This is a genomic window from Caulobacter sp. FG121, assembly GCF_057809815.1.
Window position 1 is genome coordinate 376,323 of record NZ_JBMDKR010000002.1, and the last position, 12,363, is coordinate 388,685.

The window sequence follows — 12,363 nt, forward strand, 5'->3', positions numbered from 1 at the left end:
ACGTGTCCCCTGAACCCGGAGGCTCGATCGGGGGACACGTACCTGCGGTACATGTCCCCTTTTTCTACTCCATCTCAAGCACGGCAGCACCCTGGACCACCCCGGCCACCTGGCCCGGGACCGTCGCCAGGATCTGTTCGGCGTAGAACCGCCAGACGCCGGCGTAGGCTGCGTCCGAGCCGGCCATTCTCGCCAGCATCCAGCCCCCCACGACATCCCCAGCAAGCGTCAGGAACGCGGTCGCACCCGCCAGGGCGTCCGGCGTGTTGCGCCGCGCCGACAACCAGCTGGCGGCCTCTTCAAGCGCGTCGGCACCGGCCGCCAGCCGCGGTTCGCCCACCGCCGCCTCCCGAACGTCGGCAAGCAGGGACGCCAGCGCCGCGCCACCGCCGAGCGTCAGCTTGCGGCCGACCAGGTCGATGGCCTGGATGCCGTTGGTCCCTTCGTAGATCGGCAGGATACGGGCGTCGCGATAGTGCTGGGCCGCGCCGGTCTCCTCGATGAAACCCATGCCGCCGTGGATCTGCACGCCGAGGCTGGCGGCCTCGACGCCGAGGTCAGTCGACCAGGCCTTGGCGATCGGGGTCAGCAGCTCTTCGCGCAGCTTGGCTGCCGTCCGTTCACCCTCGCTCGCCGCGTGGCGCGACAGGTCTGCGGCCACCGCCGTCGACAGGCAGATGGCCCGGGCGGCGAGGATCTTCGCCCGCATCAGCATAAGCATGCGGCGGACGTCAGGGTGGTCGTGGATCGGGGCGTTGTTCTCGCCGGTCCAGGCCGAACGGCCCTGACGGCGCTCCAGCGAGAAGGCCAGCGCCTGCTGGTAGGCGCGCTCGGCGATGCCCACGCCCTGGGCTCCGACCTGGAGCCGCGCGGCGTTCATCATGGTGAACATGGCCGCCAGACCCTGGTTCTCGACGCCGACCAGTTCGGCCCGGGCGCCCTCGAAGGCCATCACGCAGGTGGGCGAGCCATGGATGCCGAGTTTGTGCTCGATACCGACAGGCCGCACATCGTTGGCCGCGCCGACGGTCCCGTCGGCGTTCAGCAGCCGCTTGGGACAGACGAACAGCGAGATGCCGCGGCTGCCCTCGGGCGCGTCCGGCAACCGTGCCAGCACCAGATGGATAGTGTTGTCGGCGACATCGTGGTCGCCCCAGGTGATGAAGATCTTCTGCCCGGTCAGGCGATAGCCGCCCTCCCCGTCCGGTTCGGCGCGCGTTGTCAGGGCAGCGAGGTCCGAACCGGCCTGCGGCTCGGTCAGATTCATCGTGCCGGTCCACTCGCCGCTGACCAGCTTCGGCAGGAAACGGGCCTTCTGGCTTTCCGTGCCGTGCGCGGCGAGCGCCTCGATCGCCCCCTGGGTGAGCATGGGGCAGAGGCCGAACGCCAGGCTGGCGGCCTGGATCATTTCGAACACGGCGATCTCGAGCGTCTTGGGCAGCCCCTGCCCACCGAATTCCGGATCGGCCGACAGGCTGTTCCAGCCCCCTTCGGCGAACTGGCGGTAAGCGTCGGCGAAGCCGGGCGCGGCGGTGACCTTGCCGTTGGCGTACTGCGCCCCGGACTGGTCGCCCTTGCGATTCAGGGGCGCGATGACGCCGGACGCGAACTCTCCCGCCGCTTCCAGCACGGCCCAGACGGTCTCCGCATCGGCGTCCGGAAACGCCCCGCCGAGACGGTCAAAGCCCGCCGCCTTCAACGCTGCTGTCATATCCCGGAGCGGCGCGGTGTAGGTCATGGAATATCTCCCAGTCGGCAGGGTTTTAGGCCCGGCGCCACCCGTTCGTGAAGCCCGCGCCTTTCCATCGCCACAACCCCGCCCTATCTCATTCGCAACCTGAACAGTCACAGACGAGGTCGTCATGCTCCGCCCCTTCGCCGTCGCCCTCGCGCTTGTTCTGATGACCGCGCCGATGGCGTCGGCCGCGCCGTCGGTCGACCCCGCCGACATGCCCGCCGGGACCTACGTGGTGGACAAAACCCACGCGAGTCTGATCGCCAGGGTCAAACACATGGGCCTCTCGGCCTACACCGTGCGCTTCACGGGCTTCGAGTCGTCCTACAGCTGGGATCCCAAGTCGCCCCAGACCGCGCAGGTCGAGGCGACGATTCAGGCCGCGTCGCTGGACACCGGCGAACCCAAGTTCAACGGCGAGTTCGCCGAGAAGTTTCTCGACGCGAAGGCCAATCCGACCATCAAGTTCGTCTCGACCTCGATCGTCCAGACCAGCCCCGGCAAGGGCACGATGACGGGCGATCTGACGTTTCGTGGCGTGACCAAGCCGGTCACCCTCGACGTCGCCTTCGCGGGCTACGCGTCCGGCCTGGGCGGCCAGCGCTCGGGCTTCTCGGCCAAGGGCGTCATCAAGCGGTCCGAGTTCGGCTCGACCTTCCTGCTCAATCCGCCGCTGGCGATGGTCGGCGACGAGGTCGAGTTGATTCTCGAACTGGAGTTCGTGAAGAAGTAGGCTCAGGCAGAACCCCGGAGTCGCCATGACCAGAACCCGCTATTCGACCGCCGCCATCCTTCTGCACTGGCTCATTGCCGGGCTGCTCGTCTGGACTGTCCTTCTCGCCTGGCAGTCGGAAGACCTGAAAGGCGCGGCCAAGATCGCGGTTCTGCAGCTGCACAAGCCTCTCGGCATCACCATCATGCTGCTGACGCTGCTGCGCATCGGCCTGCGGTTCGTCTATCCGGCGCCGCCGATGGGTGATCACCTGAAGCGGTGGGAACTGATCCTCGCCAAGTCGGTCTACGGCCTGTTCTACCTGCTGCTTCTGTTCCTGCCGTTGAGTGGCTGGGCCATGGTCTCGGCCAGCGCCCTGATCCACCAGTACCCGATCAACATGTTCGGCCTGTTCAACTGGCCGGTCATCACGCCGCTGTTCGAGCTTCCGGGCGAGTTGCGCCACGCGAAACATGAGCAGCTGGAGGCCATCCACGGCCTGGTCGCCAAGGTGATCATCTACGGTCTGGTCCCGCTGCACATCCTCGGCGCGCTGAAGCACCAGTTCATCGACAAGGACAACGAGCTGGCCAAGATGATCCCGTTCCTCGCCAAAAAGGACGCCGTTGCATGAAATCCTTCGCGCCCATGTTCGCCGTCGCCGCGATCGCGGTGGCCTCCCAGGCCTGGGCGGCCCCCGCGCCGGTCTGGACCGTGGACAAGGGCGCCTCGAAGGTGGCGTTCGCCTCGAGCTTCGACGGCGGCGCCTTCAGCGGCGCTTTCCGGCGCTGGGACGCGGCGATCCGCTTCGATCCGGCCAATCTGCCGGGCTCCTCGGCAGTCGTGACCTTCGACATGACCTCGGCCGTGACCGGCGATTCCAGCCGCGACGGCGCCCTGCCGCAGGACGACTGGTTCGCTGCAGGCAAGTTCCCGAAGGCGACCTTCACGGCGAAGACCTTCAAGGCGCTGGGCGGCAATCGCTACCAGGCGGTCGGCGACCTGACGATCCGCGGCGTCACGAAGCCGTTGACCCTGCCCTTCACCCTCGTCATCACCGGCGGCGTAGCGAAGATGAACGCCAGCGTGGGCCTGAACCGTCTGGCCTTCGGCGTGGGGCAGGGCGAGTGGAAGACGACCGAGGTCGTGCCGGGAACGGTGACGGTCAACATCAGCCTGACAGCGAAACGCGCCGGCTAGACCGCGCGGTCGCGACCCTGCGCGCCGGCGATCTCGTCATCCTGCCGACCGAGACCGTCTATGGCCTGGCCGCCGATGCGGCCAACCCGCTGGCCGTCGCCGCCGTCTACGCGGCCAAGGGCAGGCCGAGTTTCAACCCCCTGATCGCCCATGTCGCCGACCTGGCCGCCGCGCGACGGATCGCCGTGCTCGACGACCGGGGCGAACGATTGGCGCAGGCCTTCTGGCCGGGGCCGCTCACGATTGTCGCGCCCATCGCGAACGCCGCCGCCGTCTGCGACCTGGCGCGAGCTGGGCTCGACACGGTCGCCGTGCGCGTGCCGGGCCATCCGATCGCCCGCGCCCTGCTGGAGGCCTTCGGCGGGCCGGTCGTGGCGCCGTCGGCCAACCGCTCGGGCCGGCCGAGCCCGACGACCTTCGCCGACGCGGTCGAGGAAACCGGCCCGTCCGCCGCAGCTGCGCTGGACGGCGGCTCCTGCGCGGTAGGCCTGGAATCGACCGTTGTCGCGCTTCTGCCCGACGGGCCGGCGCGCTTGCTGCGGCCGGGCGCGGTGACCCGGTCGCAGATCGAGGCCCTGATCGGACCGCTGGTTGAAGCAGACGGCGACGCGAAGCGCTCACCCGGCCGGCTGGCGCTCCACTACGCGCCCGATGCACCGGTGCGGATCAATGTAAGCCGGCCTGAACCCGGTGAGGCATTCCTCGCCTTCGGCCCGTCCGACAGCCCGTTCAACCTCAGCCAGACCGGCGATCTCGTCGAGGCGGCGGCGAACCTGTTCGCGATGCTGCGCGCGGCGGACCGAACGAAGCCCGCAGCCATCGCCGTGGCGCCGATCCCGGGCGAGGGTCTCGGCGAAGCGATCAACGACCGCCTGAAGCGCGCCGCCGGCTTCATCGGCTGACGGCCGGCGCGCGGCGGGCTATGCTGCCCTCATGACCATCTCCGTGCCCGCAGACGTCATCTCCCGCCTGAAGGCCGTCCTCGGCGAGGGCGGCTGGAGTCAGGATCGCGACCGCATCGCCCCCAAGCTCGTCGAATGGCGCGGCCGCTGGGAGGGGACGACGCCCCTGCTGGTTCTCCCGAAGACCACCGAAGAGGTCGCGGCCGTCATCGGCATCTGCGCCGAATCCGGCACGGCGATCACGCCGCAGGGCGGCAACACCGGCCTCGTCTCCGGCCAGATCCCCCAGGGCGAAATCCTGCTGTCGACGGAGCGTATGAACCGCATCCGAGACATCGACGGCTTCGACGACGTGATCGTCGCCGAGGCCGGCGTGACGCTGGCGGCTGTGCATGAGGCTGCGGCCAGGCTGTCGCGCCGGTTCCCGCTGGGTCTGGCGTCGGAAGGCTCGGCGACCGTCGGCGGGGTGATCTCGACCAACGCCGGCGGCACCCAGGTGCTGCGCTACGGTACGACCCGCAATCTGGTGCTGGGTCTTGAAGCCGTGCTGCCCAACGGCGAGATCTGGAACGGCCTAAAGCGGCTGCGCAAGGACAACACCGGGTACGACCTCAAGCAGCTGCTGATCGGCGCCGAGGGCACGCTGGGCGTGATCACCGCCGCCAGCCTGAAGCTGTTCCCGGTGCTGAACTCCCGCGCCACGGCCGTGGTCGGCCTGGCCTCCCCCGCCGACGCCATCCGGCTGCTGGCGCGTGCCAAGGAAGAGACCGGCGGGGCCGTCGAAGCCTTCGAGCTGATGAGCCGGCTGGGCGTGCAGTTCGCCGTCGACCATATCCCGGGCCTCCGCGAGCCGCTGGACGCCATCCATCCCTGGTATGTGCTGGTCGAGACCGCCAGCGGCGAGCCCGGCGCGGCCGAGGGCGCGATGGAGCGGCTGCTGGGCCGAGCGCTGGAGGACGGCCTGATCACCGACGCGGCGATCGCCCAGACGCAGGCCCAGGCGAAGGCCTTCTGGGCCGTGCGGGAGAACCAGTCCGGCGCCCAGAAGCCCGAGGGCGCGGCGTGGAAGCACGACGTCTCTGTCCCTGTCTCGCGCATCGCCGACTTCATTGAGCAGGCGACGGCGGCGGTGCTGAAGCATGATCCGCGCGTGCGGGTCGTGGCCTTCGGCCATGTCGGCGACGGCAATGTCCACTACGACGTGCTGCGGCCGACCGGCGGCTCGGACGAGGCGCACAACGAGGGCCGCGACGCGGGCTCGCGCATCGTCCACGACATCGTCGATTCCATGGAAGGCTCGATCAGCGCCGAACACGGCCTGGGCGCCGCCAAGACCGGCGACGCCCTGCGCTACAAGTCCGCCGTCGAGGTGGAGGCGCTGCGGGCGATCCGCAACGCGCTGGATCCGAAGCGGATCATGAACCCGCGCGTGCTGTTCTAGGTCACCTGCGAGGGCTTGGTCACCGTCACCGCAGACGGCGGCGCGGTATTCACCGGGCCCTCAAAGGTCACGTGGATGCCGGTGATCTGCCAGCCGCCGACCTTGCTCTTGGCCAGCACAGTCTGGGCAAGAACGGTCTGCGACGGATAGCTGTAGGCGTGGACCAGCACGGCGTTGGTCCCGCCCGTGCCGGCATTGATCGACCAGCTGCGGGTGACGGCGGCGGTCGGGGCCCCTTCAGGCAGCGACGATTTCACTGCCGACAGGGCGGCCAGCGACTCCGGCGTGCGCAGGGCGGGCGACAGGTCCGCGTCCTGGCTTAGGTCCGCGCCGGTGCGGATCTGCTCGTAGAGCGCCCGGGCCTTGGCGTCGGCGGCCTTGTCCATGGTCGGCAGGCTGCAGGCCGCGAGGGCGAGACAGGCCGATATCATCACCAGAAAGGTCCGCATGGCCGTCACTCCGTCCTGAACAGACCTGGATGATGGCCTTGCCCGCTCGCTGGGAGCAAGCCCGGCGTCAGACGTCGGGCCCGGCGCTCGCGATCAGGGCGTTCAGCGCCGTCAGATGACCCTTGAGCGCCTTGCGGCCCGCCCCCGTCAGCGCCAGCCAGGTTCGCACCCGCCCGCCTGAGGGCGTCTTGCTGACCGACAGATAGCCGGCTTCCTCCAGCAGCTTCACATGTTTGCTCAGGACGGACTCGCTGACGTCGAGCGATTCCCGGATGGTGGCGAAGTCGATGGTGTCGGCTGCCGCCAGCATGCAGCAGATCTGCAACCGGTTGGGCGCGTGGATGACAGGGTCGAGGACGCCCATCACAGGTGCGCCCCGTCCTGCAGATCCCGGCGATAGGCGATCTCCCACAGGAAGCCGCCGGCGGTCGTGACAAGCGCGGCCAGAACGCCGGCGACGAACGGCGCCGTCGTCAGTCCGTGGCTGCGAACCAGCCATGTGCTGCCGAGCATGATGGCCACGGTCAGCGCCGCCATGCCCAGCGAGACGATCATTGTCCGTCCCTTGCGATAGCCGTTGACCCAAAGGCCGGTGCGCGCCCGATAGACCCGGATCAGGCCAGCCAGGCCGAGCAGAAAGACGGCGTAGTAGGGGCCGACGATCCACAGAGACTGTCCCTGGACGGCGACCAGGCCGCCGATCAGCAGGCCCAGGGCCGGGTGGTACCAGACCGGCGCAACGGCGCGGCGCGCCATCTCGGTTCGGGCGGCGTTGACCTCGGCCAGCATGCGGGCGGCGTCGGCGGGTGAAGGCGGGGCCATCGGCGGCTCTTGAGTTTCCATAGTGGAAAGTTATGCGTCACTTTCCATATCGTCAAGTGATAACTTTCCAGGTCGGAAAGTGCACGACCCGGGCCGTGTCCGACAGGGCTGGTCTTCCAGCGCCCCGCGCTCTATCTCCGCCCGCATGCTGATGGTCATCTCGCCCGCCAAGGCCATGAATTTCGAGGCGCCGGAGCGGGTCCTGCCGCTGACCACGCCTGCGCTCAAGGACGACATCGCCGAGCTGGACACGGTCACCCGCAAGCTCCGGCCGCGCGACCTGCGCAAGCTGATGGATATTTCGGAAAAGCTGGCTGACCTCAACCACGCCCGGTTCCAGGCCTTCGACCCTACCGTTGAAGAGGGGCTCCAGGCGGCGGTGGCGTTCAACGGCGACGTCTATGCCGGCCTGAATGCTCGGTCGCTCGACGCGAAAGCGTTCAACTGGGCGCAGGATCACCTGCGCATCCTGTCGGGCCTCTACGGCGTGCTGCGGCCGGCCGACGCCATCCAGCCGTACCGGCTGGAAATGGGCATCCAGCTGAAGACGAAGCGCGGGAAGAGCCTCTACCAGTTCTGGGGCGACCGCATCTCCCGAACGCTCAACGAAGCCGCCGAGGGCCACAGGGACCGCCGTCTGGTGAACCTGGCCAGTCAGGAATACTTCGGCGCTGTCGACCTCAAGGCCCTCAATCTGCCGGTGATCACCTGCCGGTTCTTCGAGGACCGCGGCGAGGTGACCAAGCAGATCAGCTTCATGGCCAAGAAGGCCCGCGGGATGATGGCCCGCTACGCCATCGACGGCCGGATAGACCGGGCCGAGGGGCTGAAGGACTTCGACCGCGAGGGCTATGGCTACCGTCCTGATCTCTCGACCGACACGGACTGGGTCTTCCTGCGGAAATCGGGATGAATTGCCGCTCGCGCTCGCAGGCGCGAAGGGTTATGCTGCACTGCAACAATAACGAGGCGGGAGCTATCGCCAATGACCTCCGAACTTCGGGGACAGGTCGCCATCGTCACCGGATCCACAAGCGGAATCGGCCACGGACTGGCTGACGCGCTCGGCGCCGCCGGCGTTAATCTGGTGATCAATGGACTCGGCGATCCGGCCGCCATCGAGGCGACGCGCGCCGATCTGGCCAAACGCCACGGCGTCGAGGTCCGCTATCACGCCGCCGACATGACCAAACCGGACCAGATCGCCGACATGGTCACCTCGACCGTCGCCGCTTTCGGTCGGCTCGACATCCTGATCAACAACGCCGGCGTCCAGCACGTTTCGCCGATCGAGGATTTTCCCATCGACTGGTGGGACCGGATCCTGGCCATCAACCTCTCGTCGGTATTCCACGCCACCCGCGCGGCGATTCCGACGATGAAGGCCGCGAAACGCGGGCGGATCGTCAACATCGCCTCGGCCCACGCGCTCGTCGCCTCGCCGTTCAAGAGCGCCTATGTGGCCGCCAAGCATGGCGTGGCCGGCTTCACCAAGACCGCGGCCCTGGAACTGGCCACGGCCGGCGTGACCGTCAACGCCATCTGCCCCGGCTATGTGAAAACGCCGCTGGTCGAGGCCCAGATCGCCGATCAGGCCAAGGCGCGCGGCATCAGCGAGGAGGCGGTCATGCGCGACGTGATCCTCGCGGCCCAGCCGACCAAACAGTTTGTCACCGTCGAGCAGCTGGCCGGCATGCTGCTGTACCTGTGCTCGGACGTCGGCGCCTCTGTGAACGGCGCGATCCTCTCCATCGACGGCGGCTGGACGGCCGCGTGAAACCGCCCGCCCACCGCAGCAAGCCGCGGCCCATCAGCCTGGCGCTGCAGGGCGGCGGGTCTCACGGCGCTTTCGAATGGGGCGTCATCGAACGTCTGCTCGAGGAAGAGTCGCTGGAGATCGCGGCCGTCACCGCCGCGTCCGCCGGCGCTATGAACGCCGCCGCCCTCGCCACGGGTCTCGCCGCCAATGGCCGGGACGGCGCCAAAGCCAGCCTTGCCGCGCTCTGGCGCGCCTCCAGCAACGCCGACAGTCGCAACGGGACCGTCTTCGGCGACTCCAGCGTCTGGACCTCGATGTTGCGACCGGACTGGCTGAAGGACAGCCCGGCCTGGCGCTGGGCAGAGAGTTTCGGCGCAACCCTCAGCCCGTACGAATTCAACCCGTTCAATCTGAATCCGCTGAAGGCCGTTCTGGAAAAGGTGGTCGACTTCGAGGCCATCCGGGCACCGTCGGCGCTTCAGCTCTATGTCTCGGCCACCGGGGTGCGCACGGGCAAGGCGCGCATCTTCCGCAACGACGAGCTGACCGTCGACCATCTGCTGGCCTCGGCCTGCCTGCCGACGCTTTTCCACGCCGTAGAGATCGACGGCGAGCCCTACTGGGACGGCGGCTATCTGGCCAATCCCGCGCTCTGGCCCCTGCTCTATGCCGATACGCCGGACGACGTGCTGCTGGTCAGCCTCAATCCGTTCGAGCGCAAGGAACTGCCGAAGAGCCCGGCGGAAATCATGGACCGGCTCAACGAGATCACCTTCAACGCCAGCCTGTCGGCAGAACTGCGCGCCATCGCCTTCGTGCGCAAGCTGCTCGACGAGGGCTTGCTCAAGGAGAGCGCCCGCAGCCATTACCGGCACATGTACGTGCACGCGATCACCGCCGACGGCTATCTGGGCGACCTGTCGATGGCGTCGAAATTCAGCACCGAGTGGTCCTTCCTGAGCGACCTGCGCGCGCGGGGCCGAAAGGCCGCTGACGCCTGGCTGGCGGCGCATCTCGATCAGGTCGGCGTCGCCTCGACCGTCGATCTGAAGGCCGAGTTCCTGTGACCGACCAGCATCCACGGCCCACAGCCGGCGTCGTCTGCCTGCGAGGGCGCGAGGTCCTTCTGATCAAGCGCGGCACGGCGCCCCGGCTGGGTCAGTGGAGCCTGCCGGGCGGCCGAATCGAATGGGGCGAGACCAGCGCCGAGGCGGCGCTGCGGGAACTGGCCGAGGAAACTGGCGTCGCCGCAGAGCTGCTGGGCCTGATCGATGTCGTCGACGGCATCATGACGTCCCGCGAGACGGGCGAGATCACCCGCCACTACATCATGGTCGACTATGCCGCCCGCTGGCTGTCCGGCGATCCCATCGCAGGGGATGATGCGGCCGACGCCCGGTTCTTCTCGCTCGAAGAGGCGCTGGCGATCATTGAGTGGGATGTGACCCGCAAGGTCGTGCAGGAAGCCGTCGACCGTTTCGGCGCTTGACCGCCGCCGCGTCACCCGCCTTTTGTCACTCCAAACAGATGTTCACGGGGAGTGACGCACCATGGCCTACAAGCCCTTTGATCTGACCGGCAAGGTCGCGCTCGTCACCGGCGGCAACGGCGGCATCGGCCTGGGCATGGCCGAGGCGATGGCCCAGGCCGGCGCCGACATCGTCATCTGGGGCTCGAACCCCGACAAGACTCTCGCCGCCGAAGGCAAGCTGACCAGCTACGGCGTGCGGGTGAAGGCCCAGATCGTCGATTGCTCGGACGAAGCCCAGGTGGTCGCCGGCATGGCTGAAGCGGTCGTGGCCATGGGTCGGGTCGACACGGTGATCGCCAATGCCGGCCGCGGCCGGGGCGCCGCCTCCTTCTCCGAGATGTCCACCGAGACCTGGAACTACAACATGGCCCTGAACCTCGACGGGGTGTTCTGGACCCTGCGAGAGGCGGCCAAGCACATGGTCGAACGGGCGAAGACCGGCGACGCCGGCGGTTCGCTGATCGGCATCGCCTCCCTGGCGGCTGTCGAGGGCGCGGCCCGCAACGAGGCCTATGCCGCTACCAAGGGCGCCGTGGTCTCGATGATGAAGTCGATCGCCGTCGAACACGCCCGCTACGGCGTCCGCGCCAACTCGATCCTGCCCGGCTGGATCGCCACCGACATGACCGCCGGGGCCCAGGGCAACGACAAGTTCACCACCAACGTCATCAGCCGGGTGCCGATGCGCCGCTGGGGCACGCCCGAGGACTTCGGCGGCATGGCCGTCTATCTGGCGTCCGACGCCTCCCGCTTCCACACCGGCGACTCGTTCCTGATCGACGGCGGCTACGCGATCTTCTGAGGATTATCCCGATGTCCCTCCGCACCCCCCTCTGCGACCTGCTCGACATCGAGCATCCGATCATGCTGGCGGGCATGGGCGGCGTGTCCTACGCCGAACTAGCCGCCGCTGTCAGCAACGCCGGCGGCTACGGCGTGCTCGGCATGGCCGGAACCCAGCCGGAGTTCATCCGCGAGCAGATGCGAAAGGTCCGCTCGCTGACGGACAAGCCGTTCGGCGTCGACCTTCTCGCGGCCTCACCCGAGAGCCTGACGGCGGCAGTTGAGATCATCATCGAGGAAGGCGCGAGCTCGTTCATCGCCGGTCTGGGCGTGCCCATGCCGATCATGGAGAAGCTCAAGAAGGCCGGACTGAAGGTCATGGTCGTCTGCGGCGCGGTGAAGCACGCCGTAAAGGCCGAGCAGGCCGGCTGCGACGCGGTCATCTGCCAGGGCGGCGAAGGCGGCGGCCACACGGGCCTCGTAGGCACCCTGCCCCTTCTGGCCCAGGCGGTGGAGGCGGTGAAGATCCCCGTGGTCGGCGCCGGCGGCCTGTATGACGGCCGCGGCCTGGCGGCCTGTCTGGCGCTGGGCGCACAGGGCGTCTGGATGGGCACCCGCTTCATCGCCAGTCAGGAAGCCCACGCCGGCGACCTGTATCGCGAGACCATTCTCAACGCGTCGGACGAGGATACCGTCCGTACCCGCTGCTACAGCGGCAAGCCGATGCGGGTGCAGAAGAACCCCTATGTCGCCGACTGGGAAAGCCGGCCCGGCGACATCCAGGCGTTTCCGATGCAGGCCGGGATCAGCATCCGCAACAACGCCATGGGCGGCATCGGCGGGCAGATCGAGGGCCTGGATCCGGACAAGTCCTGCTTCGCCATGGGCCAGAGCGCCGGCGGCGTGCACGACGTCTTGCCGGCAGGCGAGATTGTCCGCCGCCTGATGGCCGAGGCCCACGCCGCCATCGGAAAGCTGACTGCGCTGAACGCCGCCAGCCCCGCTGTGGCCCGCGAAACCGCGGCCTGA

Annotated in this window: 15 protein-coding genes; 11 read left to right on the forward strand and 4 right to left on the reverse strand. The window is 68.2% G+C overall.

Annotated features, from left to right (window positions below):
• Window positions 1-64: 64 nt before the first annotated feature.
• Window positions 65-1,738, reverse strand: coding sequence for an acyl-CoA dehydrogenase family protein (locus tag ACODSL_RS07785; protein WP_488900095.1), 1,674 nt, complete (start codon window positions 1,736-1,738; stop codon window positions 65-67).
• Window positions 1,739-1,862: 124 nt separating this feature from the next.
• Between ACODSL_RS07785 and ACODSL_RS07790 the strand changes: the two genes are divergently transcribed.
• From ACODSL_RS07790 to ACODSL_RS07810, 5 genes are read left to right on the forward strand one after another with little or no spacing between them, the layout of a single operon-like run.
• Entirely contained in the window at window positions 1,863-2,468 is a 606-nt protein-coding gene (locus tag ACODSL_RS07790) for a YceI family protein (RefSeq protein ID WP_488900096.1), read from the forward strand.
• Window positions 2,469-2,493: 25 nt separating this feature from the next.
• Window positions 2,494-3,081 (forward strand): cytochrome b, encoded by a 588-nt coding sequence (locus tag ACODSL_RS07795; RefSeq protein WP_488900097.1) that lies wholly within the window; start codon window positions 2,494-2,496, stop codon window positions 3,079-3,081.
• Window positions 3,078-3,647, forward strand: coding sequence for a YceI family protein (locus tag ACODSL_RS07800; protein ID WP_488900098.1), 570 nt, complete (start codon window positions 3,078-3,080; stop codon window positions 3,645-3,647). Before ACODSL_RS07795 ends, ACODSL_RS07800 begins: the two co-directional genes overlap by 4 nt.
• Before the next feature lie 17 nt (window positions 3,648-3,664).
• Window positions 3,665-4,549, forward strand: coding sequence for an L-threonylcarbamoyladenylate synthase (locus ACODSL_RS07805; protein ID WP_488900294.1), 885 nt, complete (start codon window positions 3,665-3,667; stop codon window positions 4,547-4,549).
• A 31-nt stretch (window positions 4,550-4,580) separates the two neighbouring features.
• Window positions 4,581-5,990, forward strand: a complete 1,410-nt coding sequence (locus ACODSL_RS07810; RefSeq protein WP_488900099.1) for an FAD-binding oxidoreductase — start codon at window positions 4,581-4,583, stop codon at window positions 5,988-5,990.
• Here the strand turns inward: ACODSL_RS07810 and ACODSL_RS07815 are convergent.
• From ACODSL_RS07815 to ACODSL_RS07825, 3 genes are all read right to left on the reverse strand, one after another.
• Window positions 5,987-6,439, reverse strand: a complete 453-nt coding sequence (locus tag ACODSL_RS07815; RefSeq protein WP_488900100.1) for a hypothetical protein — start codon at window positions 6,437-6,439, stop codon at window positions 5,987-5,989. The genes ACODSL_RS07810 and ACODSL_RS07815 overlap by 4 nt on opposite strands.
• Window positions 6,440-6,506: 67 nt before the next feature.
• Window positions 6,507-6,803 carry a transcriptional regulator gene (locus ACODSL_RS07820; protein ID WP_488900101.1) on the reverse strand — a complete coding sequence of 99 codons (297 nt, stop codon included), beginning with the start codon at window positions 6,801-6,803 and terminating at the stop codon, window positions 6,507-6,509.
• Window positions 6,803-7,261, reverse strand: coding sequence for a hypothetical protein (locus ACODSL_RS07825; protein ID WP_488900102.1), 459 nt, complete (start codon window positions 7,259-7,261; stop codon window positions 6,803-6,805). Before ACODSL_RS07825 ends, ACODSL_RS07820 begins: the two co-directional genes overlap by 1 nt.
• 145 nt (window positions 7,262-7,406) lie before the next feature.
• On the opposite strand from ACODSL_RS07825, the gene yaaA reads away from it, so the two are divergent.
• From yaaA to ACODSL_RS07855, 6 genes are all read left to right on the forward strand, one after another.
• Complete coding sequence (gene yaaA, locus ACODSL_RS07830) at window positions 7,407-8,174, forward strand: peroxide stress protein YaaA (RefSeq protein ID WP_488900103.1); 768 nt, start codon at window positions 7,407-7,409, stop codon at window positions 8,172-8,174.
• Between the two features lie 72 nt (window positions 8,175-8,246).
• Window positions 8,247-9,038, forward strand: a complete 792-nt coding sequence (locus ACODSL_RS07835; protein ID WP_488900104.1) for a 3-hydroxybutyrate dehydrogenase — start codon at window positions 8,247-8,249, stop codon at window positions 9,036-9,038.
• Window positions 9,035-10,087 carry a patatin-like phospholipase family protein gene (locus ACODSL_RS07840; RefSeq protein WP_488900105.1) on the forward strand — a complete coding sequence of 351 codons (1,053 nt, stop codon included), beginning with the start codon at window positions 9,035-9,037 and terminating at the stop codon, window positions 10,085-10,087. Before ACODSL_RS07835 ends, ACODSL_RS07840 begins: the two co-directional genes overlap by 4 nt.
• Window positions 10,084-10,509, forward strand: coding sequence for an NUDIX hydrolase (locus ACODSL_RS07845; protein ID WP_488900106.1), 426 nt, complete (start codon window positions 10,084-10,086; stop codon window positions 10,507-10,509). Before ACODSL_RS07840 ends, ACODSL_RS07845 begins: the two co-directional genes overlap by 4 nt.
• A gap of 61 nt (window positions 10,510-10,570) precedes the next feature.
• Window positions 10,571-11,353: an SDR family NAD(P)-dependent oxidoreductase gene (locus ACODSL_RS07850; protein ID WP_488900107.1), complete on the forward strand. Its 783-nt coding sequence runs from the start codon at window positions 10,571-10,573 to the stop codon at window positions 11,351-11,353.
• A gap of 11 nt (window positions 11,354-11,364) precedes the next feature.
• Complete coding sequence (locus ACODSL_RS07855; protein ID WP_488900108.1) at window positions 11,365-12,363, forward strand: NAD(P)H-dependent flavin oxidoreductase; 999 nt, start codon at window positions 11,365-11,367, stop codon at window positions 12,361-12,363.

Bases quoted from the DNA above. Each gene is read 5' to 3' on its own strand.
- ACODSL_RS07785 (WP_488900095.1), bottom strand. From the start codon at position 1,738: ATGACCTACACCGCGCCGCTCCGGGATATGACAGCAGCGTTGAAGGCG.
- ACODSL_RS07790 (WP_488900096.1), top strand. From the start codon at position 1,863: ATGCTCCGCCCCTTCGCCGTCGCCCTCGCGCTTGTTCTGATGACCGCG.
- ACODSL_RS07795 (WP_488900097.1), top strand. From the start codon at position 2,494: ATGACCAGAACCCGCTATTCGACCGCCGCCATCCTTCTGCACTGGCTC.
- ACODSL_RS07800 (WP_488900098.1), top strand. From the start codon at position 3,078: ATGAAATCCTTCGCGCCCATGTTCGCCGTCGCCGCGATCGCGGTGGCC.
- ACODSL_RS07810 (WP_488900099.1), top strand. From the start codon at position 4,581: ATGACCATCTCCGTGCCCGCAGACGTCATCTCCCGCCTGAAGGCCGTC.
- ACODSL_RS07815 (WP_488900100.1), bottom strand. From the start codon at position 6,439: ATGCGGACCTTTCTGGTGATGATATCGGCCTGTCTCGCCCTCGCGGCC.
- ACODSL_RS07820 (WP_488900101.1), bottom strand. From the start codon at position 6,803: ATGGGCGTCCTCGACCCTGTCATCCACGCGCCCAACCGGTTGCAGATC.
- ACODSL_RS07825 (WP_488900102.1), bottom strand. From the start codon at position 7,261: ATGGCCCCGCCTTCACCCGCCGACGCCGCCCGCATGCTGGCCGAGGTC.
- yaaA (WP_488900103.1), top strand. From the start codon at position 7,407: ATGCTGATGGTCATCTCGCCCGCCAAGGCCATGAATTTCGAGGCGCCG.
- ACODSL_RS07835 (WP_488900104.1), top strand. From the start codon at position 8,247: ATGACCTCCGAACTTCGGGGACAGGTCGCCATCGTCACCGGATCCACA.
- ACODSL_RS07850 (WP_488900107.1), top strand. From the start codon at position 10,571: ATGGCCTACAAGCCCTTTGATCTGACCGGCAAGGTCGCGCTCGTCACC.
- ACODSL_RS07855 (WP_488900108.1), top strand. From the start codon at position 11,365: ATGTCCCTCCGCACCCCCCTCTGCGACCTGCTCGACATCGAGCATCCG.